Origin of the sequence: Intestinimonas sp. RTP31139st1_F5_RTP31139_211217 (assembly GCF_040226735.1) — a bacterium.
Classification (GTDB): Bacteria; Bacillota; Clostridia; order Oscillospirales; family Oscillospiraceae; genus Intestinimonas; species Intestinimonas butyriciproducens.
In genome coordinates this window covers 120,976-145,644 of record NZ_JBCOAQ010000004.1, presented here as the reverse complement: position 1 = coordinate 145,644, position 24,669 = coordinate 120,976, and the positions used below count along the sequence as shown (strand labels likewise).

General features: G+C 62.5%; 25 protein-coding genes. 21 read left to right on the top strand and 4 right to left on the bottom strand.

Annotated elements, in window-relative coordinates:
* The first annotated feature begins 8 nt into the window (after positions 1–8).
* The 4 genes from pstB to ABUA09_RS05305 all read left to right on the top strand — a co-directional run bounded on the left by pstB (position 9) and on the right by ABUA09_RS05305 (position 3,552).
* On the top strand, positions 9–764 hold the full coding sequence (gene pstB, locus ABUA09_RS05320; RefSeq protein ID WP_033117326.1) for a phosphate ABC transporter ATP-binding protein PstB: 756 nt from the start codon (positions 9–11) through the stop codon (positions 762–764).
* Between the two features lie 15 nt (positions 765–779).
* On the top strand, positions 780–1,418 hold the full coding sequence (gene phoU / locus ABUA09_RS05315) for a phosphate signaling complex protein PhoU (RefSeq protein WP_033117327.1): 639 nt from the start codon (positions 780–782) through the stop codon (positions 1,416–1,418).
* A gap of 164 nt (positions 1,419–1,582) precedes the next feature.
* On the top strand, positions 1,583–2,251 hold the full coding sequence (locus ABUA09_RS05310) for a response regulator transcription factor (protein ID WP_058118295.1): 669 nt from the start codon (positions 1,583–1,585) through the stop codon (positions 2,249–2,251).
* A 38-nt stretch (positions 2,252–2,289) separates the two neighbouring features.
* Entirely contained in the window at positions 2,290–3,552 is a 1,263-nt protein-coding gene (locus ABUA09_RS05305) for a sensor histidine kinase (protein WP_033117329.1), read from the top strand.
* Positions 3,553–3,634: 82 nt separating this feature from the next.
* Here the strand turns inward: ABUA09_RS05305 and ABUA09_RS05300 are convergent, their stop codons facing one another.
* Complete coding sequence (locus ABUA09_RS05300; RefSeq protein WP_033117330.1) at positions 3,635–4,057, bottom strand: hypothetical protein; 423 nt, start codon at positions 4,055–4,057, stop codon at positions 3,635–3,637.
* 267 nt (positions 4,058–4,324) lie between these two features.
* Between ABUA09_RS05300 and ABUA09_RS05295 the strand changes: the two genes are divergently transcribed.
* The 13 genes from ABUA09_RS05295 to ABUA09_RS05235 all read left to right on the top strand — a co-directional run bounded on the left by ABUA09_RS05295 (position 4,325) and on the right by ABUA09_RS05235 (position 15,481).
* On the top strand, positions 4,325–5,386 hold the full coding sequence (locus tag ABUA09_RS05295) for an iron-containing alcohol dehydrogenase (RefSeq protein ID WP_279203599.1): 1,062 nt from the start codon (positions 4,325–4,327) through the stop codon (positions 5,384–5,386).
* Positions 5,383–6,735 (top strand): ethanolamine ammonia-lyase reactivating factor EutA, encoded by a 1,353-nt coding sequence (locus ABUA09_RS05290; protein WP_033117332.1) that lies wholly within the window; start codon positions 5,383–5,385, stop codon positions 6,733–6,735. Before ABUA09_RS05295 ends, ABUA09_RS05290 begins: the two co-directional genes overlap by 4 nt.
* 44 nt (positions 6,736–6,779) lie before the next feature.
* Positions 6,780–8,144 (top strand): ethanolamine ammonia-lyase subunit EutB, encoded by a 1,365-nt coding sequence (locus ABUA09_RS05285; RefSeq protein ID WP_058118292.1) that lies wholly within the window; start codon positions 6,780–6,782, stop codon positions 8,142–8,144.
* 14 nt (positions 8,145–8,158) lie between these two features.
* A complete protein-coding gene (eutC, locus tag ABUA09_RS05280; protein ID WP_033117334.1) occupies positions 8,159–9,064 on the top strand; it encodes an ethanolamine ammonia-lyase subunit EutC in 906 nt (301 codons plus the stop codon).
* Positions 9,061–9,714: an ethanolamine utilization microcompartment protein EutL gene (gene eutL, locus ABUA09_RS05275; protein ID WP_058118291.1), complete on the top strand. Its 654-nt coding sequence runs from the start codon at positions 9,061–9,063 to the stop codon at positions 9,712–9,714. The genes eutC and eutL overlap by 4 nt, the downstream gene beginning before the upstream one ends.
* Before the next feature lie 6 nt (positions 9,715–9,720).
* Positions 9,721–11,196 (top strand): acetaldehyde dehydrogenase (acetylating), encoded by a 1,476-nt coding sequence (locus tag ABUA09_RS05270; protein ID WP_279203607.1) that lies wholly within the window; start codon positions 9,721–9,723, stop codon positions 11,194–11,196.
* Between the two features lie 583 nt (positions 11,197–11,779).
* On the top strand, positions 11,780–12,082 hold the full coding sequence (locus tag ABUA09_RS05265; protein ID WP_033117401.1) for a BMC domain-containing protein: 303 nt from the start codon (positions 11,780–11,782) through the stop codon (positions 12,080–12,082).
* Positions 12,083–12,085: 3 nt separating this feature from the next.
* Positions 12,086–12,832: a cobalamin adenosyltransferase family protein gene (locus tag ABUA09_RS05260; protein WP_033117336.1), complete on the top strand. Its 747-nt coding sequence runs from the start codon at positions 12,086–12,088 to the stop codon at positions 12,830–12,832.
* Positions 12,819–13,433: a phosphate propanoyltransferase gene (gene pduL / locus ABUA09_RS05255; RefSeq protein WP_058118289.1), complete on the top strand. Its 615-nt coding sequence runs from the start codon at positions 12,819–12,821 to the stop codon at positions 13,431–13,433. The genes ABUA09_RS05260 and pduL overlap by 14 nt, the downstream gene beginning before the upstream one ends.
* Positions 13,430–13,702: a hypothetical protein gene (locus ABUA09_RS05250; RefSeq protein ID WP_033117338.1), complete on the top strand. Its 273-nt coding sequence runs from the start codon at positions 13,430–13,432 to the stop codon at positions 13,700–13,702. Before pduL ends, ABUA09_RS05250 begins: the two co-directional genes overlap by 4 nt.
* Positions 13,677–13,925 carry a EutN/CcmL family microcompartment protein gene (locus ABUA09_RS05245; RefSeq protein ID WP_033117339.1) on the top strand — a complete coding sequence of 83 codons (249 nt, stop codon included), beginning with the start codon at positions 13,677–13,679 and terminating at the stop codon, positions 13,923–13,925. Before ABUA09_RS05250 ends, ABUA09_RS05245 begins: the two co-directional genes overlap by 26 nt.
* Before the next feature lie 34 nt (positions 13,926–13,959).
* Positions 13,960–15,045: an ethanolamine utilization protein EutH gene (gene eutH / locus ABUA09_RS05240; protein ID WP_116722160.1), complete on the top strand. Its 1,086-nt coding sequence runs from the start codon at positions 13,960–13,962 to the stop codon at positions 15,043–15,045.
* Entirely contained in the window at positions 15,038–15,481 is a 444-nt protein-coding gene (locus ABUA09_RS05235; RefSeq protein ID WP_058118287.1) for a EutQ-related cupin domain-containing protein, read from the top strand. Before eutH ends, ABUA09_RS05235 begins: the two co-directional genes overlap by 8 nt.
* 41 nt (positions 15,482–15,522) lie before the next feature.
* Here the strand turns inward: ABUA09_RS05235 and ABUA09_RS05230 are convergent, their stop codons facing one another.
* Both ABUA09_RS05230 and ABUA09_RS05225 read right to left on the bottom strand, forming a co-directional pair.
* Positions 15,523–15,894 (bottom strand): metallopeptidase family protein, encoded by a 372-nt coding sequence (locus ABUA09_RS05230; protein WP_058118286.1) that lies wholly within the window; start codon positions 15,892–15,894, stop codon positions 15,523–15,525.
* Positions 15,895–15,910: 16 nt separating this feature from the next.
* A complete protein-coding gene (locus ABUA09_RS05225; protein WP_279202142.1) occupies positions 15,911–18,079 on the bottom strand; it encodes a Tex family protein in 2,169 nt (722 codons plus the stop codon).
* 180 nt (positions 18,080–18,259) lie between these two features.
* Here ABUA09_RS05225 and ABUA09_RS05220 point away from each other — a divergent pair, with 180 nt between their 5' ends.
* On the top strand, positions 18,260–19,744 hold the full coding sequence (locus ABUA09_RS05220) for a DUF1846 domain-containing protein (RefSeq protein WP_033117344.1): 1,485 nt from the start codon (positions 18,260–18,262) through the stop codon (positions 19,742–19,744).
* A gap of 61 nt (positions 19,745–19,805) precedes the next feature.
* On the opposite strand, the gene ABUA09_RS05215 is transcribed toward ABUA09_RS05220, so the two are convergent.
* A complete protein-coding gene (locus ABUA09_RS05215) occupies positions 19,806–19,955 on the bottom strand; it encodes a hypothetical protein (RefSeq protein ID WP_158453388.1) in 150 nt (49 codons plus the stop codon).
* A 128-nt stretch (positions 19,956–20,083) separates the two neighbouring features.
* Here ABUA09_RS05215 and ABUA09_RS05210 point away from each other — a divergent pair, with 128 nt between their 5' ends.
* The 3 genes from ABUA09_RS05210 (at position 20,084) to ABUA09_RS05200 (ending at position 24,654) form a co-directional block, all read left to right on the top strand.
* Positions 20,084–20,341, top strand: a complete 258-nt coding sequence (locus ABUA09_RS05210) for a helix-turn-helix domain-containing protein (RefSeq protein WP_033117346.1) — start codon at positions 20,084–20,086, stop codon at positions 20,339–20,341.
* A 131-nt stretch (positions 20,342–20,472) separates the two neighbouring features.
* Positions 20,473–22,080 carry a CTP synthase gene (gene pyrG / locus ABUA09_RS05205; RefSeq protein WP_033117347.1) on the top strand — a complete coding sequence of 536 codons (1,608 nt, stop codon included), beginning with the start codon at positions 20,473–20,475 and terminating at the stop codon, positions 22,078–22,080.
* A 126-nt stretch (positions 22,081–22,206) separates the two neighbouring features.
* The gene (locus tag ABUA09_RS05200; protein ID WP_279202138.1) at positions 22,207–24,654 is read left to right on the top strand and encodes a CocE/NonD family hydrolase; all 2,448 of its coding nucleotides are present in this window, start codon (positions 22,207–22,209) and stop codon (positions 24,652–24,654) included.
* Positions 24,655–24,669 lie beyond the last annotated feature (15 nt).

The following is a 24,669-nucleotide window of genomic DNA, read 5'->3' as shown; positions in this document are numbered from 1 at the left end:
GTTACGTTATGGAAGCAATCTTATCGGCCAGGAATCTGGACCTCTATTATGGGCAGACCCAGGCGCTGAAGGGCGTCAGCATCGACATTCCGGCGCGGGAGGTCACTGCCCTCATCGGGCCATCCGGCTGTGGCAAGTCCACCTTCCTCAAGACGCTGGACCGGATGAACGACCTGGTGCCGGGCGTCACGATTACCGGCAGCGTGCAGTACCGGGGCAAGGAGATCTACGCCCCCGACGTGGACGTGACCTGGCTGCGCAAGCAGATCGGCATGGTGTTTCAGAAGCCCAATCCCTTCCCTATGTCCATCTATGACAACATTGCCTACGGGCCCCGGACCCACGGCATCCGGAACAAGGCCAAGCTGGATGAGATCGTGGAGCGCTCCCTGCGGGGCGCGGCCATCTGGGATGAGGTCAAGGACAGGCTCAAAAAGTCCGCGCTGGGCCTCTCCGGCGGCCAGCAGCAGCGCATCTGCATCGCACGCGCGCTGGCCGTGGAGCCGGATATCCTCCTGATGGACGAGGCGACCTCCGCGCTGGACCCAATTTCTACCTCAAAAATCGAAGATTTGATTGCAGATTTGAAAAATTCCTATACAATAGTAATTGTGACCCACAACATGCAGCAGGCCACCCGTATCTCCGACAAGTGCGCCTTCTTCCTGCTGGGCGAGCTTATCGAATATGGAGATACCAGCCAGCTCTTCTCCGTCCCGAAGGACAAGAGGACAGAGGACTACATTACGGGCCGTTTCGGCTAAGGAGGGCATGAGCACATGAGAAAAACATTTGACGCGGAACTGCTGGAGCTCAATGAGGCGCTGACGGCCATGGCGCGTACCGCTCAGGACGCCATCGATGTAGTGACGGAAAGCCTCTCCACGGACGACGAGGCCCATGCCAAGGCGGCCATCGACATGACGGCCTCCATGGACCAGATGGAGCGGGATATTGAGAACCGCTGCCTCCAGCTCCTGCTGCGGCAGCAGCCGGTGGCCCGGGACCTGCGGGCCATTTCAGCGGCCATGAAGATGGTCACTGACCTCCAGCGCATCGGCGACCAGGCGGCGAATATCGCAGAGATTTCCCTGCTGTTCTCCAGGCAGGGGGAGGTCAAGGTGCCTCAGGACATCGGTGTGATGGCCTGCAAGGCAGGGCTCATGGTGCGGCAGGCCATTTCGTCCTATACCGGGCGGGATGTGGAGACCGCCCACGCCGTGGTCAACCTGGACGACGAGGTGGATGAGCTCTTCCGGAAAATCAAGGGGGACCTGATCAACCAGGTGGCGGACAACCTGGACGAGGCGGATCTTTCCATCGACTTTATCATCATTGCAAAGTACTTGGAGAGGATCGCCGATCACGCGGTCAATATTGCCCAGTGGGCGATATTCTGCGTCACCGGAGAGCTCTGAGAAGCGCGAAGGCGAGCGGAGCAGCCAAACAGTGAAGTTTACAGACGGCGCCGGGACAGGTCCGCACCGCGGACCTGTTTTTCCTTTTAGACCGTCAAAATGACGGCGCTCCGGAGGCCGTGGAGCGGCGCAAGAGAAAAGGGAAGCATGAGGAGGACAAGACAATGCCAGAGACCATTGTGATCATTGAGGATGATGAGAGCATCCGGGAGATGCTGCGCTACTATTTTCGTTCCGTGGGGTATGAGGTGGGCTGCTTTGAGTCGGGCGAGGCCTACTTTGAGACGGGCGGGGAGCTGAAGCCATCCCTCTTCATTCTGGATATCATGCTGCCTGGTATGGACGGTCTGGAGATCCTCCGCCGCCTCCAGGCCGACGCGGACCTGGGGGATGTGCCGGTCCTGATGCTCACCGCAAGGACCTCCGAGATGGATAAGGTCAAGGGCCTGGAGGGCGGGGCAGACGACTATGTGGTCAAGCCCTTCGGCATTATGGAGCTTCAGGCCAGGGTCAAGGCGCTGCTCCGCCGCACCGGCCGGCCCAGGAGCGAGGCGGTCATCACCTGCGGCGACCTGGAGATCGATCCGGCCGCCAGAGAGGTGCGGAAAAACGGCGCCCTGGTGGAACTTACGTATAAGGAGTTTGAACTGCTGCGCCTCCTGGCCTCGCGGCGCGGCATGGTACTCACGCGGGACGATATCCTCCAGGCGGTGTGGGACTACGACTTTGCCGGCGAGACCCGCACAGTGGATATGCATGTGAAAACCCTCCGCCAGAAGCTGGGAGACGGTTATATCCAGACTGTTCGTGGCGTGGGTTATAAAATGCCGTGATGAACGGCTATCTCTGATTTGGGATGGGGGCCTTTTCTGTGAAAAGACGTTTGACTACTTATTTCTTACTCATTGCCACCTTGGGGATCGCGCTTTCCAGCGCCTTTGGGGTCTGGGTCTACCGGGACCGGGAGATCTCTTCCGCCCGGCAGACTCTGGTAGAGCTGCTGAACCTGATGGACGCCCAGAACTATTATACGGACGCTGAGGCTTGGTCGCAGCAGCTCCACACCGCCGCGCCGGACAAACGGCTGACCATCATCTCCCCGGAGGGCAAGGTGCTCTCCGACACCTATGGGCAGGTTACGGAGAACCATGCGGACCGGCCCGAGTTCAAGTCCGCACTCGAGACCGGCTGGGGCGAGGCGGAGCGCAAGTCGGACACCACCGGCGAGATGCTCCTCTATGAGGCGAAACAGTTCACCGATGGGAATGTGGGCCGTCTCTCCATGCCCATCTCCTCGGTGAATGCCCTGGTTCTTCAGGGCCTGGTCGGATTCCTGGTGGCTGCGGTCGTGGCGCTGGTCCTCATGCTCGTGCTGGCCCGAAAGCTGGCGGACCGCACGGCCCAGCCTCTGGAGCAGAAGGAGGAAGAGCTGGAGCAGGAGGGCGAGAAGCTCCAGACCGTGCGGAGCGAATTTGCTGCCAATGTGTCCCACGAGCTCAAGACCCCCCTGACCAGCATCAAGGGCTTTACCGATATGATGTCCTCGGGCATGGTGAAGGACCCGGAAGATCAGAAACGCTTCATCACCATGATTGGCGTGGAGGTAGACCGGCTTATTGAACTCATCAACGATGTGCTGAAGATATCCGAGCTGGAATCCGTGGTCATGCCCCAGTCCGACGACCGGGCAAACGTGCTCTCGGTGGCGGAGGAGTGCCGCGCCGCGCTGGGACAGATGGCCGAGGCGGCGAAGATCAGTGTCAACCTCTCCGGTGACAATGCCGAGGTGGCGGTGGCGCCCGGACGCCTGCGCGAACTGCTCACTAACCTGATGGAGAACGGCATCAAATATAACGAGCCCGGCGGACGGGTGGACGTGCAGGCGGCGCAGCGGGACGGAAAGGTGGCCATTACCGTCTCCGATACCGGCATTGGGATCCCCAAGGAGAGCCGGGAGCGGGTCTTTGAGCGGTTTTACCGGGTGGACAAGGGGAGAGCGCGCAAGACCGGCGGCACCGGATTGGGGCTTTCCATCGTCAAGCATATTGTGCTCCTCTACGGGGGAAGCATTTCCCTGAAGAGCGAGCCGGGCAAGGGGACAGAGATCACGGTCCTGTTTCCCGCCGTCCGGTAGAGAAAACGCATGAGAAAGCGGCACAGCTTAAGCTGTGCCGCTTTTGCTCTGCACGGAGAGAGGACAGGCCGCGCATAAAAAACTATGATTTCCGCCAGCGGGCGCCGAGAAAGGTCGCGGCGAGCATCAAAAGAAACGCGGTGCAATAGGCGGGAAATACGGAGTGGCTCCAGGGTGTCAGGGTAAATCCCAGGTTCATCAGCGGCAAATAGTAAAGCTGCGCCCAAAGACCGGCCGGATTACTCCAGTAGGCGCCCAAGACGAGCTCCTGCACGCCGACCAGAATCAGGTCGATCCCTGCCGCGAGGTTGAGACAGACGGCCAGGGTACGGACGCCTGCTACACAGGGCCTGGCAAAGAAAGCGATTGCCCCCCAGATCAGCAGAAACAGGATCGCAATCAAAGAAAAGGGCGGCAAAACGTCCGGGTAAGCCAACATAGCCCAGTTCATCAGTCCGCCGACCGCAAAGGGAAGGAGCCCCAAGAGAAACAATAAGAGCGGCATACCATGCCCACCTTTCCCGATTTCCGGTATCCGTTGTGCCGCCGGCCTCTTGAACGAAAGAAGTGCGGCAGGCGCTGGGAACTGTCCCAAGGTGAGGACATGATATCAAATGCGGGGGAGCCCTGTCAACGGCGCAGGGGGGAAATTCATGCGGTGAATGGAAACCTGCGTAATATTTGCAGCTCCGGCGGAAAATTTTCCGCCGGAGCTATATTTTTTCATCCACCTGCCATACTAACCGCATCAAGGAAAAGGCAGGCAGAAACCATGGAAACCTTTTGGATCAAGCCCAAACTCTATTTTGGACCGGAGCCCATGGCCGCGCTGGACCAGCTGGCCGGGAAGAGGGTCCTCATCGTTACAGACGCGTTCCTGGCCTCTTCCGGTCTCCTGGACCGGGTAAAAAACCGTCTCACCGGGGCAGTGGAGATATTTGACCAGGTAGAGCCGGACCCTTCCCTCCGCCTGGTGGCCCAGGGGGTGCGGATGCTGCGGGACTTCGGGCCCGACGCGGTGGTGGCCTTCGGCGGTGGTTCCCCGATGGACTGCGCCAAGGGAATGTGCTGGTTTTCAGACCGCCACCCGCCCCTGTGGTGTATTCCCACCACGGCGGGGACCGGCAGCGAGGTCACCTCCTTCGCCGTCCTCACAGACACGGACCAGGGCGTCAAATATCCGCTGGTGGAGGAGGACCTTCTGCCGGAGGCGGCCATACTGGACGCCTCTCTGCTGGAGGGGGTGCCGCCCCATGTCACCGCCGACACGGGCATGGACGTGCTCACACACGCGGCGGAGGCTGTCGCGGCCAAAGGCGCCAGTCCCTTCTCCGACGCTCTGGCGGAGAAGGCATTCGCGCTGGCCTACCGCCGCCTGCCGGAAGCCCACGCCGGAAGCCGGGAGGCCAAGCAAGACATGCTGTTGGCCTCCTGTATGGCAGGTATGGCCTTCAATGCCGCCGGGCTGGGGGTCTGTCATTCGATGGCACACGCCTTGGGCGGGCGGTTCCACGTGCCCCATGGGAGGCTCAACGCGCTGTTGCTGCCCGGCGTGATCCAATTCAACGCCGTGGAACAGAGGACGGCGGAGAAATATGCCCGCTTGGCCAAGCTCTGCGGCCTGGCGGCAAACCCCAGGGCCCTGTCGTCGGCGGTGACTCGTCTTCGGTCCGGGCTGAAGATCCCTCTTAAGCTCCCGGTACCGGCACAGGAGTTCAGGGCCGCGCTGCCCGGTCTGGCTGCGGCCGCTCTGCAGGATGTCTGCCTGCCGGGAAACCCGAGACCCGTGACGGCAGGGGAGATAGAGGCAATGCTGAGGGAGATCGGGGGATGACGGAGACACTCAAATCGGTGGGGATCGATATCGGAACCTCCACCACACAACTGGTAGTCTCCAAGCTGACGCTGGAAAACCGGGCCAATCCCTTCTCCGTTCCGCGCATCGCCATTACGGATCGGGAGATCATCTATCGCAGCCGCATCCACTTTACGCCCCTCCTCTCTGAAACGGTCATCGATGCCCCCGGCGTGCGGGAAATCGTGGCGGAGGAGTATCGGCGCGCGGGGTTGCGGCGGGAAGAAGTCCAGACCGGCGCGGTCATCATCACCGGGGAGACGGCCCGAAAAGAAAATGCCAGGGAGGTCTTGAACGCCCTCTCGGAATTCGCGGGAGACTTTGTGGTGGCCACCGCCGGCCCCGATCTGGAATCCATTCTGGCCGCCCGAGGGGCGGGGGCGGACGAATACTCCAAGGAAAAACATTGCCGGGTATTACACTTTGATATCGGAGGCGGGACCTCCAACCTGGCGCTCTACGAAAATGGAGCGCTACGGGATACCGACTGCCTCAATATCGGCGGGCGTTTGGTGAAGCTCACCAGCGATGGGAGCGTCACCTACCTCTCCCCGGCCCTGGCCGAATGGACGGCGGACCCGGGAGTCCGGCTGGGGGAGCGGGCCGAACGAAGGGCGCTGAGGCCCCTCATCTCGGCCATGGTGGACGGCCTGGAGCGGGCGGTGCCGGGAGACGTCAAGGTGCTGTCCTTTTCCGGCGGGGTGGCCGACTGCATGTGGGCTCCGCCGGAGGACTGGCTGGCCTACGGCGACATCGGGCCCCTGCTGGGTCCGGCCATCCGGGAGCGGTTTGAGGAGCAGGGCTATACGCTGGTCCGGGGGGCGGAGACCATCCGGGCCACCGTGGTTGGGGCGGGCGCCCACTCCATGGAGGTGTCCGGCTCCACTATCTTCTACCGGGAGGTGGCGTTTCCGCTCAAGAATTTGCCCGTCCTCCGTCTGAACCGGGAGGAGGAGCAGGGGAATGCAGCCGCCCTGGCGGAGGCCGTCCGCAGGAAGCTGAACTGGTATGCCGATGAGGGAGGACTCACCCAGGTGGCCCTGGCCTTTGCGGGAGAGCTCTCGCCCGCCTACCGGAGGGTGGAGGAGATCGCCCAGGGCATTCGGGAGGGGCTGGCTCCGCTGCTGGAGCGGGGGTATTTCCCTGTGGTGGTGCTGGAACGGGATATGGCCAAGGTCCTGGGACAGGCCATGGGGGGGAGCGGTCCCCTTCTGTGCCTGGACGGCGTGGCGGTGCACAACGGAGACTACATCGACATCGGCGCCCCAGTGGGCGGGGGGAATGTGCTGCCGGTGGTGGTGAAGACCTTGGCATTCCAGAAATTGTAATGCAGCGGACAGGGAGCGCCCTGACCGCGACAGGAGGAACAGGAATGATTTTAAAAACCAAGCTGCTGGGCCATGTCTATGATTTTCCTTCGGTACGGGAGGTCATGGCCAAGGCCAATGAAGAAAAGTCCGGGGACCGGCTGGCGGGCATTGCCGCCGAGAATGCCGAAGAACGGGTGGCCGCCAAGGTGGTGCTGGCAAACCTGACCCTGGGAGACCTGCGGAACAGTCCTGCGGTCCCCTATGAGACCGACGAGGTCACACGCATCATCCAGGATGATGTGAATGAAAAGATCTACGCGCAGATCAGGAACTGGACGGTCTCTGAGCTGCGGGAGTGGATCCTGGACGAGAAGAACGACGGCGCGGCCATCCGGCGCATCTCCCGGGGCCTCACCAGCGAGATGGTGGCCGCCGTGGCAAAGCTCATGAGTAATATGGATCTCATCTACGCCGCCCGGAAGCTGCGGGTCACGGCCACCTGCAACACCACCATCGGCGAACCGGGGACCCTCTCCGCCCGCCTCCAGCCCAACCACCCAACCGACGACCCCGACGGCATCATGGCCTCCCTGCTGGAGGGGCTCACCTTCGGCATCGGAGACGCGGTGCTGGGGCTCAACCCGGTAGACGACTCGGTGGAGAGCGTCACACGGGTGCTGGAACGGTTCCATGAGATCCGCAACCGCTGGGAGATCCCCACCCAGATCTGCGTGCTGGCCCATGTGACCACCCAGATGGAGTGCGTCCGCAGGGGAGCTCCGGCCGATCTGATCTTCCAGTCCATCGCGGGCTCGGAGAAGGGAAACGAGGCTTTCGGCTTTACAGGAGAGACCATCGAGGAGGCCCGACAACTGGCCCTGCGCGAGGGGAACGCCATGGGGCCCAACGTCCTATATTTTGAGACGGGCCAAGGCTCCGAGCTCTCCTCCGAGGCCCACAATGGCTGGGACCAGGTGACCATGGAGGCCAGGTGCTACGGCTTTGCCAAGCGCTATCAGCCTTTCCTGGTGAACACAGTGGTGGGCTTTATCGGCCCGGAATACCTCTACAATTCCAAGCAGGTCATCCGAGCCGGCCTGGAGGACCACTTCATGGGCAAGCTCACCGGCATACCCATGGGCTGCGACGCCTGCTACACCAACCACATGAAGGCCGATCAGAGCGATATCGAGGATCTGGCCGTCCTGCTGACCACCGCCGGATGCAACTATTTCATGGGGATCCCCCACGGGGACGACGTAATGCTCAACTACCAGACCACCGGCTATCATGAGACGGCGGCCCTCCGGGAGATGTTCGGCCTGACGGCCATCAAGCCCTTCCAGCAGTGGCTGGAAAAGATGGGCTTTGTGGAGAACGGCCGGCTCACCGCCCTGGCGGGAGACGGCTCCATTCTGCTGGCATAAGGAGGATTTCAGATTTGAACGAGCTGGAATTGCGCGCCTTGGTGGAGCGCATGGTGGCCGACCTGATGGGTCAGGCGCCTACGCCCCAAGTCAAGGCGGCGGACTATAAGCCCCTGGAACGGGGGCAGGAGAGCGGGAGCGGGGGCGAAATGCTTCCGGACATCACGGAGGTGGACCTGAGAAGGCAGTACCTGATGCCCAATCCGCAGAATGGCCCCGCCTTTCTGGACCTGAAGCTGAAGACGCCCGCACGACTGGGACTGAGCCGGGCGGGTGCCCGGTATAAGACGGAGACCATGCTCCGCATGAGGGCCGACCACGCGGCGGCCCAGGACTCGGTGTTCTCCCATGTGGACGAGGCGTTTGTAAAGCGGAATGACCTTGTTTTTGTGCAGACGCTCTGTCAGGACAAGGACGAGTACCTGACCCGCCCGGACCGCGGACGCCGGTTCGACGAGGAAAACCAGGCCGTGATCCGAAAGACCCTTGGCGCCGAACCCAAGGTGGCCCTGGTGGTGGGGGACGGCCTCTCCTCCGCGGCCATCGAGGCCAATGCCGAGGACTGTATGCAGGCCATCCGCGCGGGCCTGAAGGGCTACGGCATTGATCCCGGTCCAACACTTTTCGTAAAATACTGCCGCGTGGGCGCCTCCGATCACATTGGGGAGCTGACGGGAGCCCAGGTGGTGTGCATGCTGGTGGGAGAGCGCCCGGGCCTGGTGACCGCCGAGTCCATGTCGGCTTATCTCACATACCGGCCTCACATCGGCATTCCCGAATCTAAGCGGACGGTCATCTCCAATATCCACCGCCAGGGCACTACCGCCGTGGAGGCGGGGGCGCACATCGCGGAGCTGATCAAGACCATGCTGGAGAAGAAGGCCAGCGGCATTGACCTGGCCAGGGGGGTGAGTGCATGACAGGCGATCTGCTGAAATGCAATGTTCTGGCCACGCATACCATTGCCAACGTTTCGGAGACCCTGGCGCAAAAGCTGGGCCTGCCGAAGGAATACCGTTCCATCGGTATCCTCACCGCCGACAGCGACGACGTGACCTACTGTGCCCTGGATGAGGCCACCAAGGCGGCGGCCGTGGAGGTGGTATACGGAAGAAGCCTGTATGCGGGCGCCGCAAACGCCAACACGAAGCTGGCCGGAGAGGTCATCGGCATCCTGGCCGGTCCGAATCCGGCGGAGGTAAACAGCGGCCTGCGGGCGGCGGTGGGATTCATGGACAGCGGCGTGGGCTTTCGCTCCGCCAATGAGGACGACTCCATCGTATACTTCGCCCATACGGTGTCCCGGACGGGGAGCTATCTCTCCAAAACGGCGGGCATCAAAGAGGGGGAGGCCCTGGCCTACCTCATCGCTCCCCCGCTGGAGTCCGTGGTGGGGCTGGATGAGGCGATGAAGGCTGCGGACGTGGAACTCATGGCCCTTTTTGAGCCGCCCAGTGAGACTAACTTCGGCGGCGGCCTGCTGACGGGCACCCAGTCGGCGTGCAAAGCCGCCTGTGAGGCGTTTGCCGAGGCGGTCAAGGCGGTGGCCGCCCATCCAGTGGAGGTGTAGAGCATGATGATACAAATGGATCAGGACCTGTGTTCCATCCAGGAGGTGCGCGACCTCGTGCAGCAGGCCCGAAAGGCGCAGCGGGCTATGGAGCGCATGACGCAGGGAGAGCTGGACAAAATAACGGCGGCCATCTCCAGCGCCGCCGCAGCCGAGGCCGGACGTCTGGCGGGGCTGGCGGTGGAAGAGACCGGGTTTGGGCTCAAAGCCGACAAGGAGATCAAGAACCGCTTTGCCGCTGTCACACTGTACGACGCAATCAAGGACGAAAAGACCCATGGCATCCTGGCCCAGGACCGCGAGAAGAGGACCATTGACATCGGGGTGCCGGTGGGGGTCGTGGCCGGGCTGGTACCATCCACCAATCCCACCTCCACGGTGATCTATAAGTCCATGATCTGCATGAAGGCGGGCAATCCCATCATTTTTTCCCCCCACCCCAGCGCAGTGAAGTGTATTCTGGAGACAGTGGAGGTGGTGCGCCGGGCGGCGGAGGCGGCGGGGGCTCCCAAAGGGGCCATCGCCTGCATCACCACCCCCACGCTGGAGGCCACCAACGCGCTGATGAAGCACGATCACACCCGGCTCATTCTGGCCACCGGCGGCGGCGCCATGGTAAAGGCGGCCTACTCCTCCGGGACCCCAGCCATCGGTGTGGGGGCGGGCAACGGTCCGGCCTATATCCACCATACCGCCGACGTTCGTCTGGCCGTCAAGCGCATCCTGGACTCCAAGACCTTTGACAACGGCACCATCTGCGCCAGTGAACAGTCGATCATCGTTACCCGGGAGATGGAGCGGGCCGTGACCGAGGAGCTCCAGCGGCAGGGGGCCTATGTGCTCAGCGACAGCGAACACACCAAGCTCTCCAAATTCATCCTGCGCGCCAACGGTACGATGAATCCGGCCATCGTCGGCAAGAGCGTGGAGACTGTGGCCAAACTGGCCGGACTTGACCAGGTGCCCGCTTCCGCCAGGGTACTGGTGGCCCGGGAGACCGGTGTGGGGCGGGGCTACCCCTATTCCAATGAAAAGCTGGGCCTCATTTTGGCCTATTATGTGGAAAACGATGAGCCGGCGGTGCTGGAGCGCTGTGTGGAGATCCTGGAGTGGGAGGGCGCGGGCCATACCTTCTCCATCCATGCCGAGGACGAGAATGTGGTGAAGAAGTTTGCCGAGCGGGTCCCGGCCAGCCGGGTGCTGGTGAACACGCCCTCCGCCCTGGGAGGGATCGGGGCAACGACCTGCCTGTTCCCGGCGCTCACGCTGGGCTGCGGCGCGGTGGGCGGCTCCTCCAGCTCCAACAACATCGGCCCCCTGGATCTGATCAATATCAAGCGGGTGGCCTGGGGCGTCCGGGAGCTGGAGGATATCCGGGCCGGAAACAGCGCATCTCCCTGGGAGAACAGCCGGAGCGAGGTCAAGGTGGACGATGCGATGCTCCAGGAGCTGGTACGGCAGATCGTGGGGAGGCTGATGTGAGATGAAGGAGGCGGACCGCTCCGGCATCTACTCCAAGAATGCGGCGCTCGCCCCAGGCGGCGTGACGCCGCCCGCCGCGGGAACCAACGTATTTGATGAGGTGAACGACCCCGGCACCCTCATCAACCCCTATGCCAATCTGCTGCGGGAGATGGGCAGGCTGACCGCAGATATGGAGGCGGCCGATCCGGAGACCCCGCCCCCCTCCGGCGACGAGGTAAAGCCCTTTTCGGCGTCCAAGCGTCTGAATGCCGACGGCGGACCCACCGCATGGGCGCAGCCGGACATGGGGGGGACCGGAGCCAAGAAAACACGGGGCCGGAAAAAAGAGACCGGTGCCGACAACAGCAAGTCCGGCGGAAGAACGCCGGAAAAAGCAAAAACGGCCCCGACCGGCGGCGCGGGGCGTGGAGCCCCGGAGCCCAGACCCGAGTCCAAGGACGGCATGGCCGCTCTGGCTGCCTCTGTGATCGGCGGCGGGGCGGCGGCTCGGCCGGAATCAGGGCCAAATTCCAACCATCGGGGAGAAGCTCCCGCAGAGAGACGGGAGACCCCCTCCAACAACGAAAGGAGCGCGAAGAAAATGGCGAATACAAATGCACTGGGTATGGTAGAGACGAGAGGACTGGTGGGCGCCATCGAGGCGGCGGACGCCATGGTGAAGGCCGCCAACGTCCAGCTGGTGGGCAAGGAGCAGGTGGGCGGCGGTCTGGTGACCGTCATGGTCCGGGGCGACGTGGGCGCCGTCAAGGCTGCCACTGACGCCGGCGCCGCCGCCGCGGAGAAGGTGGGAGAGCTCATCTCGGTCCACGTGATCCCCCGGCCCCACGTCGAGGTGGACGGTATCCTCCCCCACAAGAACGGCGAATTCGATCAGGGACAGTAAGCCGTGGCGCTTCTGGATGAGGCCCGGGTCCGCCAGATGTCCAATGGCGGGACCCGGGGCCCTGTGGTGGTGACCCGGGGGGATGTGCTCACCCCTTCCGCCCGGTCCTGGCTCCGGGAGCACCGGGTGGAGGTGGTCTTTCCCCAGGGAGAGCCGGAAAAAACAGACGGCGGGCGGCAGGAAAAGGGCGGCGCTGCGCGCTATCGGACGTTGTTCGGCGCGGAGCTCCACGAGAAGCCGGAGCACATGACCCACCTGAAGGGAAACCTTCTGGTGTTCAAAGACCATCCACGCATCGCCTTTCGGGGATACATCGACCTGCTGGAGGCGGAGATCGTGCTCTGCCAGCAGGCATGTGTCCGGGAGGGATACCGCGTCTTGGCCGTGGAGCTGGAAGAGGTGCTGGGCTTTGTGCGGCGGTTCATCCGGTTCGACGTTCTGGATGAGCCTGTGGGAGAGGTGCGGCTGTGCGGCTACAGCCCTGCAGAGCTGCGGGAGTACTCCCATTACCCGGAGAAGCACTTCGGACAGCCCCATTTTATGCTCAGCTATACCGATTCTCCCGCTGTCGCGGCGGTAAATAAGGTGCGGGCGGTGGTCCGGCAGACCGAACTGGCGGCCTATCAGGCCTTCCGGGACGAGAACGGAGCTGTGGCGCGGGAGGACATCATTTTGGGGCTCAACCGCCTCTCCTCCCTCTTCTGGATTTTCATGATCAAGCTGAAGGCGGGGAAGTATGAACGCACATGAGATAGAACGTCTGGCCGAAGCGGTGGTCCGGCGGGTCACTGTGGAGATAGAGGCCAGTGGGCGCCATGTCCACCTGAGCCGGGCGGGCGTGGATCAGCTCTTCGGCGTGGGCTATCGGCTCAACCGGGTCAAGGACCTCTCCCAGCCGGGACAGTTCGTCTGCGCCGAGCGGGTGAGCCTTGTGGGCCCCAAGGGAGAGTTGAAGAACGTGGTGGTGCTGGGGCCTGAGCGGGGGGAGTGCCAGGCGGAGGTCTCCCTCACCGATGCTGTGGCCCTGGGGTGCAAGCCCCCGGTCCGGCTCTCGGGGGAGATCGAGGGGACGCCGGGCATCACCCTCCGCCACGGCAACCGGGAACTGCGGCTGGAGCGCGGCCTCATCGTGGCCAAACGGCACATCCACATGACCCCGGTGGATGCCGGACAGTTCGGCGTGCGCAATGGCCAGAGCGTCCGCCTGAAAGCGCTCACCGCCCGTCCTCTCACCTTTGGAGAGGTGGAGGTACGGGTCAGCGAAAAATTCTCCACCGTGGTCCACCTGGACTACGATGAGGCGAACGCCTGTGGATTCCAAAAAGGGGATCGGGGGCTGATCCTGTCATGACGATGGAGGAGCGGGAGGGCGCGCTGGTCATTACCCGCCTGCCTATCGAGCAGATGGGACTGCTGACCCTGGGGCTGGCCCTCACGGGAGAAGAGAGACAGGTGCTGGAAGCCCTCTTGGCCGGAAAAAAGGTAAAGGTCCTGGAGACAGGTCTGGAATATAAGCAGTATCGGAAAACAGCCCCTCTGGGGGTGTATCAAAAATTTGTCTCCCTGGAACGGGAGCTGAGGGAGATGGGCGTCTGTGTGGTTAGGGATCGTCATTGGTAACGTGTGGTGCACCAAAAAGGTCTCCGCCCTGACGGGGCAGACTTTCCTTCTGGTGGCGCCGGAGGGTCACCAGGGGCCGGCCCTGGTGTGCGCCGATCAAGCGGGAGCGGGCCCCGGCGACAGAGTGCTGGTGACGCGGGGCAGCGGGGCCAGAGTCGCTGCGGGGGAGTCCATTCCGGTGGATGCCGCCGTGGTGGGGATCGTGGACCGGGTGGAGCAATGACCGCCCCGGAATCATCAAGATAGGGGGCAATATTTTGTCCATTAACGAGATCATCGTCTATATCATGGTCCTGTTTATGGCCCTGGGGGCCTTGGATCGTATCATCGGGAACAAGTTCGGGCTGGGTGAGAAGTTTGAAGAGGGCATCCTCGCCATGGGATCCCTGGCACTGGCCATGATCGGCATCATCTGCCTGGCGCCCGTGCTGGCAAATCTCCTGCGGCCCGTGGTGGTGCCGCTCTATTCCCTCCTGGGGGCCGACCCGGCCATGTTCGCCGGGACCATACTGGCAAACGATATGGGCGGCGCGCCCCTGGCCAGAGAGCTGGCGCTCACCCCGGAGGCGGGGCAGTTCGGCGGACTGATCGTGGGCGCCATGCTGGGGCCCACCGTTGTGTTCACCATCCCTGTGGCGCTGGGTATCATTCAGAAAGAGGACCAGGAATTCCTGGCCAAGGGCGTGTTGGCTGGCGTTATCACCATCCCGCTGGGGGCCCTGGCCGGCGGACTGGCGGCGGGGTTTCCGGTGGCTATGGTGCTCCGCAACCTCATCCCTATCGTGCTCATCGCCGTGCTCATTGCGGTGGGGCTATGGCTCATTCCCGGGGGCATGGTAAAGGGATTTACCGTGTTTGGAAAGATCGTGGTGATCGTCATTACCGTGGGCCTGGCCGCCGCCATTGTGGAGACCCTGACCGGTCTTGTGCTCATTCCGGGGATGAACCCCATCGACGAGGGGTTTTCCACTGTGGGCGCCATCGCCATCGTGCTGGCTGGGGCGTTTCCCCTGGTATTCGTTATTACAAAGGTATTCCGGAAGCCGCTGATGGGGCTGGGGCATCTGCTGGGGATGAACGATATTGCGGCGGCGGGATTGGTGGCTACCCTGGCCAACAATATTCCCATGTTCCAGATGATGGGGGAGATGGACCGGAGAGGCAAGGTGGTCAACGTGGCCTTTGCCGTGTCGGCCGCCTTCGTATTCGGCGACCACCTGGGGTTTACGGCGGGATTTGACTCCACCATGATCTTTCCTATGATCGTGGGAAAGCTGGTGGGCGGTGTTACCGCTGTGGCAGTGGCCATGCTCATCACTGGAAAGGAGAAGACATATGGCTGAGCTGGATAAGGTCGCGCTGGAGGCGCTGGTGCGGCAGGTACTGTTGGAAAAGCTGGGCGCTGCCGCGGGATGCGGCCGCGGACACGGCGTACGAAGTGTGGCGGTCCCCGCCATACAGGTGACCGAACGGGACCGGCTGGACACCGGGCGCAGCGGGGACCGGGTGTGGACAAAGGACCTCTTTTCTCTGGAAGAGGCGCCCCGTCTGGGCTGCGGTCTCATGGTGATGGAGGAGACCACCTTTCCCTGGAAGCTCACATATGACGAGATGGATTATGTGATCGAGGGGCGGCTGGATATCCTGGCAGGAGGGGAGACCATCTCCGCCGGGCCCGGCGAGGTGATCCATATTCCCAAGGGAAGCGAGATCCAGTTCTCCGTCCGGGATCGGGCGCGATTTCTCTACTTTGTCTATCCTGCGGATTGGCAGAAGTAAAAAAGGGGCGCTGCCGAGCATGCTCGGCAGCGCCCCTTTTTCTATTGGTCACGATAGCGATCCAGAAAAGCCTCGTCCTTGATCTCAAGCCCGCGCTCCCCGGCCAGCCCCTCGATATGATGGGTGAACTCATGGGCCAGGGTCTCGTAGAGCTCCTCCTCCCAATTCCGCCGCGTCCAATCCTCCTCTTCGGCCAGCGCTGCAAAGGAGCCGTAATAGAGATTGATATACCGGCCCATCTGATCGTTGCAGTATTCCCCCATGATGTACATTTCACCGGGAGGAAAGTCCGGGTCGGGATGGGCTTCCGGGAGAAGCAGGATCCCGCCGTTCAAGTCGCTGAAAAAGGCTGGCGGAAAGGACTCCGCCATGGCGTCCAGCAGTTCGCCCGCCTCGTCGAAGGACAGCACCATATGGGATACGCCCCCTTTACAGATCGCCTTTGGGCTTTTTCATGGTCAGGGAGATGCGCTTTTTTTTCTCGTCCACCTCCAGCACCCATACCATGACGATATCGCCGACGGCGCAGACCTCGCTGGGGTGACGGACGCGGCGCTCGCAGAGCTGGGAGATGTGCACCAGCCCGTCCTGGTGGACGCCGATGTCCACAAAGACACCGAAGTCGATGACGTTGCGCACGGTGCCGGTGAGCTCCATGCCGGGTTTGAGGTCCTTGATCTCCATTACATCGGTGCGCAGGATGGGCTTGGGCAGTTCGTCTCTGGGGTCCCGGCCCGGCTTCATAAGTTCCCCTATCAGGTCCCGCAGGGTGGGAAGCCCCACGCCGCAGGCCTGGGCGGCCCGCGCCTCGCCAAAGTCGGTCACCCGATCCCGGAGGTCTCCGATGCCGCCCGCCTCCACCGCGTTCAGGTCGTAGCCGCACAGGGCCAGGAGCTGTTCCGCCGCAGCGTAGCTCTCGGGATGGACGGCGGTATGGTCCAATACATTTTTGGACTCCGGGACGCGGAGGAATCCCGCGCACTGTTCAAAGGCTTTGGGGCCCAGCTTGGGGACCTTCAGCACCTGCTTCCGGGAGGTAAAGGCGCCGTTCTCCTCCCGGTACCTGACGATATTTTTGGCCGTGGCGGCGCTGAGGCCGGAGACCCGGGAGAGAAGGGGCGCGGAGGCGGTGTTCAGGTCCACCCCCACGGCGTTGACACAGTCCTCCACCACACCGGAGAGGGTCTCGTCCAGCCTGGCTTGGGGCATATCGTGCTGATACTGGCCCACCCCGATGGCCTTGGGGTCAATCTTCACCAGCTCCGCCAGGGGGTCCTGGAGCCGCCGGGCGATGGAAACGGCCGAGCGGAGGTTTACGTCATAGTCGGGAAACTCTTCGGCGGCCAGCTTGGAGGCGGAGTACACGCTGGCCCCCGCCTCGCTGACGATCATATAGCTCACGCCGCCGCCCACGGCCTGGATGAGCGCTACCGCCATCTGCTCGGTCTCGCGGCTGGCGGTGCCATTGCCGATGGCGATGTGCGCCACGCCGTGCTTTTTGATGAGGCGGGCGAGAACGTCGATGGCCTCCTGCTTTTTGCGTTCGCTGAAGGTGGGGTAGACCACCGCCGTGTCCAGAACCTTTCCTGTGCCGTCCACCACAGCCACCTTGCAGCCGTTGCGGTAGCCGGGGTCCAGCCCCATGGTGACAAAGCCCTTTACCGGCGGCTGCATGAGAAGGGGCTTGAGGTTGAGCCCGAACATCCGGATAGCCCCTTCGTCGGCCTGCTCAGTGAGCATATTTCGGATCTCGCGCTCCACCGAGGAGGCGATGAGGCGGTCATAGGCGTCCTCCGCTGCACTGCGGACAAAGGGCATGGCGGGAGAGCCGGGGATCAGGACGCTCCGGCGGACCGTGATGAGAGCGGTCTCCCGGTCCAGCTCCACCGAAACTTTCAGGAGGTCCTCCCGTTCACCCCGGTTGATGGCCAGCACCTGGTGCCCCTGGGCCCGATTGACGGGAGTCTTAAAGTCGTAATAGAGCCGATAGACCGAGTCCCCCTGGTCCTTTTTTGCGGCGGTGGAGATCAGGACCCCCTTGGACCACCACAGCGCCCGCAGCCGCTTACGCAGGGCGGCGTCGTCAGAGATCTGCTCGGCCACGATGTCGGAGGCGCCCTGGAGCGCCTGCTCCGGAGTCTCCACCCCTTTTTCGGGGTCCACATAGCCGGCGGCCACAAGAAGCGGCTCGGAGCAGTCCCGGCCCTGGGCGAACAGGAGCGCGGCCAAGGGCTCCAGACCCTTTTCACGGGCGACGGTGGCGCGGGTGCGGCGCTTTTGCTTGTAGGGACGGTACAGGTCCTCCACCTCAGCCAGGGTGGCCGCGGCGTCAATGGCGGTGGAGAGAGCCTCAGTGAGCTTTCCCTGCCCGTCGACAGCGGCCTTGACCTCGCCTCGGCGTTTTTCCAGATTGCGCAGGTACTGGAGGCGGTCGGCCAGGGTGCGCAGGGCGGTGTCGTCCATGGCTCCGTGGAGTTCCTTGCGGTAGCGGGCGATAAAGGGGATGGTATTCCCCTCGTCAATGAGCTTGACCACGTTTTCCACGTGGATGGGGTCCTGGCTTAATTCCTTTGCCAGGATTTGGATCATAGCGTCCATGGGGTATGCTCCTTTATCAAAGTACGCGGCGCGGCCGCGGGCGCCGGATCCGGTCCGGCAGGCACTATTTTACCACGGAGCGGGCGGCTCCCGCAAGGGTGGGTACGGCTTGACTATCCCGCGCCGGGAAGGTAGAATAAATTGGATGAAACAGAAGAGGACACGAAGGGGTGCAGGCAGATGAAACAGCTCGGCTTTGACAACCGCAAATACTTGGAGACCCAATCCGCCCATATCAAGGAGCGCATCGCCCAGTTTGGAGACAAGCTCTACCTGGAGTTCGGGGGCAAGCTTTTCGACGACCATCACGCTTCCCGGGTGCTGCCGGGCTTTGCGCCGGACAGCAAGATTCGTATGCTGTGCGAGCTCAAGGAGGACGCCGAGATCGTCATCTCCATCTGCGCCAGCGACATCGAAAAGAACAAAATCCGGGGGGACCTGGGCATCACCTATGATGTGGATGTGCTCCGGCTCATCGACGCTTTCCGGAGCAAGGGGCTCTATGTGGGCAGTGTGGTGGTGACTCAGTACGCCGGGCAGAGCGCCGCCGACGCCTTCAAAAAACGGCTGGAGGATCTGGGGATGCGGGTATTTCTCCACTACCCCATTGCGGGCTACCCCAACAATATCCCCCTGATCGTCAGCGACGATGGGTACGGGAAAAATGAGTATATCGAGACCTCACGCCCCCTGGTGGTGGTCACCGCTCCGGGGCCGGGCAGCGGTAAGATGGCCACCTGCCTCTCCCAGCTCTACCACGAATATAAGCGCGGAGTGAAGGCTGGATACGCCAAGTTCGAGACCTTCCCCATCTGGAATCTGCCGCTCCAACATCCGGTGAACCTGGCCTATGAGGCGGCCACTGCCGACCTCAACGACGTCAATATGATCGACCCCTTCCACCTCCAGGCCTACGGCGTCACCACCGTCAACTACAACCGGGATGTGGAGATCTTCCCGGTCCTCTCCGCCATTTTTGAGAAGATCACCGGCGAGTGCCCCTATAAGTCCCCCACGGATATGGGGGTTAACCTGGCGGGCAGCTGCATTGTGGACGACGCGGCCGTCTGCGCCGCCGCCCGCCAGGAGATCGTCCGGCGGTATTACGCGGCTCTGTGCGACCGGCGCCAGGGCCGCTGTGGGGACGAGACGGTGTACAAACTGGAGCTGCTGATGCAGCAGGCCAAGGTGGACGCCTCCATCCGGCCTGTGGTGGCCGCTGCCGGCGCCGTGGCCGAGGAGACCGGCAACCCCGCTGCTGCCATCGAGCTGCCCGACGGCGAAGTGGTGACAGGAAAGACCACGGATCTCATGGGGGCCTCCTCCTCCACGCTCCTCAACGCCCTCAAGCGCCTGGCCGGGATCGGCCATGAGCACCACCTCATCTCCCGGGAGGCCATCGAGCCCATCCAGACCGTGAAGGTCAAGCATTTGGGAAGCGCGAATCCCAGGCTCCACTCCGATGAGACCCTCATCGCTCTGGCCATCAGCGCCACCACCAATCCCCTGGCCCGGCGGGCGCTGGACAAGCTCTCCGAGCTTCGGGAGTGCGAGGCCCATTCCTCCGTCATCCTCTCCCCGGCGGACTCCGGCACCTATGCAAAGCTCGGCATGCGCCTTACCTGTGAACCTACCTACGAGACCAACAAGCTGTACCACAAATAGAGCGGCGGCAAGAAAAGCGGGCCCAGGGAAATTTTCCATGGGCCCGCTTTGTCTGGACGGCTCACAAGAGGCTATCCTCCGTGTCTCTGGGGGCAATTGCCGGGACTGTGGTCAGCAGAAGCAGCGTCTGGATCAGGGCGGCAAACGGAAAAACAGGAGGTCCGCCCTGGCAGATGAGCTGTGCAGCGGCATAAAGAACCAGGACAGTCAAAAAATCCCCCTTCGATGGATATTCCCGATAGGCAAGCAGGTCTTAAGACGGCTCTATTTTAAGGGAAAACCCCTTAAAATCCAACAAGGAATTTTCTATTATGGAATACTATCTGTGAGGTGACAGAGATGTATGATCGTATCCGGGCGCTCCGTGAGGATGCAGACCTGAAGCAAAAAAATCTGGCCGAGGTCTTGAACATCCGCCAGCCGACCTATTCCGATTATGTACGCGGAAATTTGAACGTGCCTGCGCCGGCTCTGATCGCGCTGGCCCGTTTTTATCACACCAGTGTGGACTACATTCTGGGATTGGCGGATATCCGGGAGCCCTATCCCAGGCACGAGGAGAAGGGAGAGCGGCAGTGGATGGAAATCACGCCATAAAACGTTGACTTTTGGCTTGACGCGGCCCCGGATTCGGGCGTAGAATAAATAGGATTTTTTTGTAAGGAAAAGGCAGGGGACAACGGGGTCCCGGGACAAAGGCGTCCCATGCGAAATGGGAGGAATGAACGATGGCGGTCAAGTACATTTTTGTCACCGGCGGCGTGGTATCCGGGCTGGGTAAGGGGATCACGGCGGCGTCGCTGGGGAGGCTCCTCAAACAGAGAGGGCTCAAAGTGGCCCTTCAGAAGTTTGACCCCTATCTCAACGTGGACCCTGGCACGATGAACCCCTACCAGCACGGCGAAGTATTCGTCACCGACGACGGGGCCGAGACCGATCTCGACCTGGGACACTATGAGCGATTTACCGATGAAAATCTGACGGTGGACTCCTCCGTCACCTCCGGCAAGGTATACTGGACCGTCCTCAACCGGGAGCGGGAGGGGGGCTATCTGGGCGGTACGGTCCAGGTTATCCCTCATATCACGGATGAGATCAAGGAGCGCATCTACCGGGTGGGCCGCCGGGGCGATGTGGATGTGGTCATCACTGAGATCGGGGGCACCGTGGGCGATATCGAGTCCCAGCCCTTTTTGGAGGCCATCCGACAGGTGAGCGCGGAGGTGGGACGGCAGGACGTGATGTACATCCACGTCTCCCTCATCGTGGCCATCCCCGGTTCCAATGAGCTCAAATCCAAACCCACGCAGCACTCTGCCAAAGAGCTGCTGGCCCTGGGTATCCAGCCGGACGTCATTGTGTGCCGCTCGGAGCATGAGGTGCCTGAGGACATCCGAAATAAGATATCCCTCTTTTGCAACATCCCGCCCGAAAACGTCATCCCCAACCTCACCGCCCCCTCTCTCTACGAGGTGCCGTTGATGCTGGAGAAGGAGGGGCTGGCCGCCGTGGTGTGCCGGCGTCTGGGGCTTACCGCCGCGCCGCCGGATCTGGCGGAGTGGACCGCCATGGTGGAGCGGGAGAAGGCGGCCGTCCGCCGTGTGGAGATCGCCCTGGTGGGCAAGTACGTGGGACTCCACGACGCCTACCTCTCCGTGGTGGAGGCCCTGGCCCACGGCGGCATTGAAAACGACGTGAAGGTGGATATCCGGTGGGTGGATTCCGAGGAGGTCACCGATGAGAACGTCGGGCGGCGGCTGGACGGCTGTGACGGCGTGCTGGTGCCCGGAGGCTTCGGGAGCAGGGGCATTGACGGTATGCTCTCCGCCGTACGGTACGCCCGGGAAACCGGCGTGCCCTATTTTGGCATCTGCCTGGGGATGCAGATGGCGGTGGTGGAGTTCGCCCGAAATGTGGCGGGGTTGACAGGAGCCCACTCCAGTGAGCTCGCGCCGGAGACGCCCTATCCCGTCATCGATCTGATGCCCGACCAGGTGGGGGTCACCGCAAAGGGCGGTACCATGCGTCTGGGCGCCTACCCCTGCCGTTTGACCGGACACGGAGGCCCCTGCTACGCCGCCTATGGCGCCGATGCCATCTCCGAACGGCACCGCCACCGCTATGAGTTCAACAACCCCTACCGGGAGGTGCTGACGGCGAAAGGGCTCCGCCTGGCAGGACTTTCCCCGGACGGGCGGCTGGTGGAGATGGTGGAGCTGCCCGACCATCCCTGGTTCGTGGGGGTCCAGTTCCACCCGGAGCTCAAGTCCAGACCCAACAAGGCCCACCCGCTCTTCCGGGCCTTTGTGGGGGCGGCGAAAGCGCATCAGAGCTGAAAACGCAATGGAAGCGGCAATGGGGCCGGGATGGGAAAAGCCGTCCCGGCCCCTCCATATGTTGCATCCCGGCGAAATTTCTGATATGCTGTTTACCGGTACGAAATGATTTTGGAGGTGTTACATTTGAAGCGAATTTTCAGCGTGTTCTTAAGCCTGGCGCTGGCGGTCTCGCTGTTCCCGGCGGCCTTGGCGGAGGAGTCTGCGGGTATGGACCGCGGAGCACTGGCCCAGCGCCTGGCAGAGCTGTGCGGCTATGCCGACGAGCTGGAAGGCTATGCAGCCCAGCCAAGCGCCTTTTCGGATGTGGCGGAGGAGGACGAGTGCAGGGCAGCCGTTAACCTGCTCCGGGACAAGGGCCTGATGCAGGGCGACGGTTCCGGCGCTTTCCGCCCTTCCGTTCCTGCCACCCGGGCGGATGCCGTCACAGTGCTGCTGCGCTGGGCGGGGCTCACCGAGGCGCAGATCGGCGCGTACGGCTCCTATGACAGCGCCTGTCTGATGGCCAGCCTGGGCCTGTCCGGCGATCTTGCCGGCGGGATCAAGGATGAGGGCGAGCTGACAGATCTGTACGAGACCGTAAAGCCTCTCTACGATGCCCTGCACGCCGAGGTCCCCGCCCCCTATTTTGTGGACGGCGCGGCACTGCCCATCTTCCCCTATGATACCGTGATCCGCGAAGTGGTCTACGTGGAGACCGATGTGGATACCGATGGGGACGGCAAGGCGGACAAGGTGCAGGTGCTCGTCCAGCGTCCCGCCGCCACAGACAGGGGCATGAAGGCCGCCTCCATCTTTGAGGCCCGGCCCTATTCCGCCGGGTGTACCGACGCCTATGATCTGGATACCTGGAATGCGCACATCGTGGACGCCCGGCTCACCGAAGCCACGGCATCCACCTCCACCGGCAAGGAGGACTGGGACTGGCACGCCTCCAGCGAGCCGGGACCCGCCACGCTGGAGGTGCAGACCGCTGGCGGCGCCGGCGCGGCCGGAGACGGCGGAGATGTGTGGAGCAATACAGAGAATGTGGACGCTTACGACTACTGGCTGGTCCGCGGCTATGCCTACGTCTCCTGTTCCGGTCTGGGTACCTTGGGCTCCGACGGCTTTGAGACCTGCGCCAGCGCCGACGAGACGGCCGCCTTTGCCTCCGTGGTCCGGTGGCTTGCCGGGGATGAGGGTGTCAAGGCGTACAGCGATAAAAACTCCGGCGTGGAGGTGAAGGCCGATTGGTCCAACGGGAATGTGGCAATGTCCGGCCAGTCCTATGCCGGGTCCACCGCCTTCGCCGTGGCCTCTACCGGTGTGGAGGGGCTCAAGACCATTGTGCCCCGGGCCGGCATCGCAAGCTGGTATGACTATTACCGCTCCCAAGGTATCGCTGCCGGCGGGCTCTACTATCCAGGCGACGACTGCAACATCCTGGCCGACTACTGCATGTCCCGGCAGCTGGACGAGACGGACTATGCCTCCATCCAGGCAGACTATGAGGCCTATCTGGAAGAAATGATCGCCGAGCAGGACGCACTCTCCGGCGACTACAATCGGTTTTGGGACGAGCGCAACTATACAAACGGCGCGGAGAATCTGAAGTGCAGCGCGCTGATCATCCACGGGCTCAACGACTTCAACGTCCGTCCCAAGCAGTTCGACCTGATGTACGACGCCTTCCGGACCGCCAAACAGGAGGTAAAGCTTCTCCTCCACCAGGGTGCCCACTATACCCCGGAGCAGATAGAGGGGCTGGACCTCAACGGCATTTTGGGACGCTGGTACGCCCACTATCTCTATGGTGTGGACAACGGCGCCGAGCGGGAAGCCGAGGTGCGTGTGCAGAGCAATACGGATCTCTCCTGGAACATCTACGATGCCTGGGGAGACGCCGTGGAGAGCATTGTCCTCTCCGCAGGAGAAGGGGAGAGCCGCTTTACCAGTGATCTGGGAGTCACCAGCTTCGATACCTCTCTGGCCGATGTGGAGGAGGGGTGGATCGAGTACTGCTCCGACATGGATTATACCTGGGAGCAGGAGATGATCGCCGGCGCTACCGGTGCCAGCGCGGTCTACACTTTTGACATAGAGAAGGATATGCACATCAGCGGCACGCCCACCGTCACTGTGCGGGCCAGCGCGGACCGTCCCACCGGCATCCTCAGCGCAATGTTGGTGGACCTGGCGCCCGAGGGAGGCATGGAGGCGGTCATGCTCGAGCAGTATGGCGAGGGCGTGGCCACCGAGACAGTGGAGGCAAACGGACTGTGGTACGGCGGCGGTCTCGCCGCGAAAGATTTGACCCAGTTCTCCATGACATCCACTGACAATAAGATCGTCACCCGGGGGTGGATGGATATCCAGAACCGCACCTCGATCTACAGGGTAGACATGGTGGAGCCCGGCATGTTCTATGCGTTCACGCTGGAGCTCCAGCCCATGGATTACACCGTGAAGGCCGGACACAAACTGGCTTTGGTGCTCTACTCCGTCGATCCTGAGGTCACTTACTGGCCGGAGGCGGTGACCAACTTCACCGTGGACAACACCGGGACCTATGTGACCATCCCCGTGCGGTAAAGAGGGTAAAAAGCC

Coding starts and splice junctions, on each gene's coding strand:
- eutL (WP_058118291.1), top strand. CDS start 9,061: ATGACAGGCGATCTGCTGAAATGCAATGTTCTGGCCACGCATACCATT.
- ABUA09_RS05310 (WP_058118295.1), top strand. CDS start 1,583: ATGCCAGAGACCATTGTGATCATTGAGGATGATGAGAGCATCCGGGAG.
- ABUA09_RS05265 (WP_033117401.1), top strand. CDS start 11,780: ATGGCGAATACAAATGCACTGGGTATGGTAGAGACGAGAGGACTGGTG.
- pyrG (WP_033117347.1), top strand. CDS start 20,473: ATGGCGGTCAAGTACATTTTTGTCACCGGCGGCGTGGTATCCGGGCTG.
- pstB (WP_033117326.1), top strand. CDS start 9: ATGGAAGCAATCTTATCGGCCAGGAATCTGGACCTCTATTATGGGCAG.
- ABUA09_RS05295 (WP_279203599.1), top strand. CDS start 4,325: ATGGAAACCTTTTGGATCAAGCCCAAACTCTATTTTGGACCGGAGCCC.
- ABUA09_RS05220 (WP_033117344.1), top strand. CDS start 18,260: ATGAAACAGCTCGGCTTTGACAACCGCAAATACTTGGAGACCCAATCC.
- ABUA09_RS05225 (WP_279202142.1), bottom strand. CDS start 18,079: ATGGACGCTATGATCCAAATCCTGGCAAAGGAATTAAGCCAGGACCCC.
- ABUA09_RS05290 (WP_033117332.1), top strand. CDS start 5,383: ATGACGGAGACACTCAAATCGGTGGGGATCGATATCGGAACCTCCACC.
- ABUA09_RS05285 (WP_058118292.1), top strand. CDS start 6,780: ATGATTTTAAAAACCAAGCTGCTGGGCCATGTCTATGATTTTCCTTCG.
- ABUA09_RS05270 (WP_279203607.1), top strand. CDS start 9,721: ATGATACAAATGGATCAGGACCTGTGTTCCATCCAGGAGGTGCGCGAC.
- ABUA09_RS05210 (WP_033117346.1), top strand. CDS start 20,084: ATGTATGATCGTATCCGGGCGCTCCGTGAGGATGCAGACCTGAAGCAA.
- ABUA09_RS05230 (WP_058118286.1), bottom strand. CDS start 15,894: ATGGTGCTGTCCTTCGACGAGGCGGGCGAACTGCTGGACGCCATGGCG.
- phoU (WP_033117327.1), top strand. CDS start 780: ATGAGAAAAACATTTGACGCGGAACTGCTGGAGCTCAATGAGGCGCTG.
- ABUA09_RS05250 (WP_033117338.1), top strand. CDS start 13,430: ATGACGATGGAGGAGCGGGAGGGCGCGCTGGTCATTACCCGCCTGCCT.
- ABUA09_RS05235 (WP_058118287.1), top strand. CDS start 15,038: ATGGCTGAGCTGGATAAGGTCGCGCTGGAGGCGCTGGTGCGGCAGGTA.
- pduL (WP_058118289.1), top strand. CDS start 12,819: ATGAACGCACATGAGATAGAACGTCTGGCCGAAGCGGTGGTCCGGCGG.
- ABUA09_RS05300 (WP_033117330.1), bottom strand. CDS start 4,057: ATGCCGCTCTTATTGTTTCTCTTGGGGCTCCTTCCCTTTGCGGTCGGC.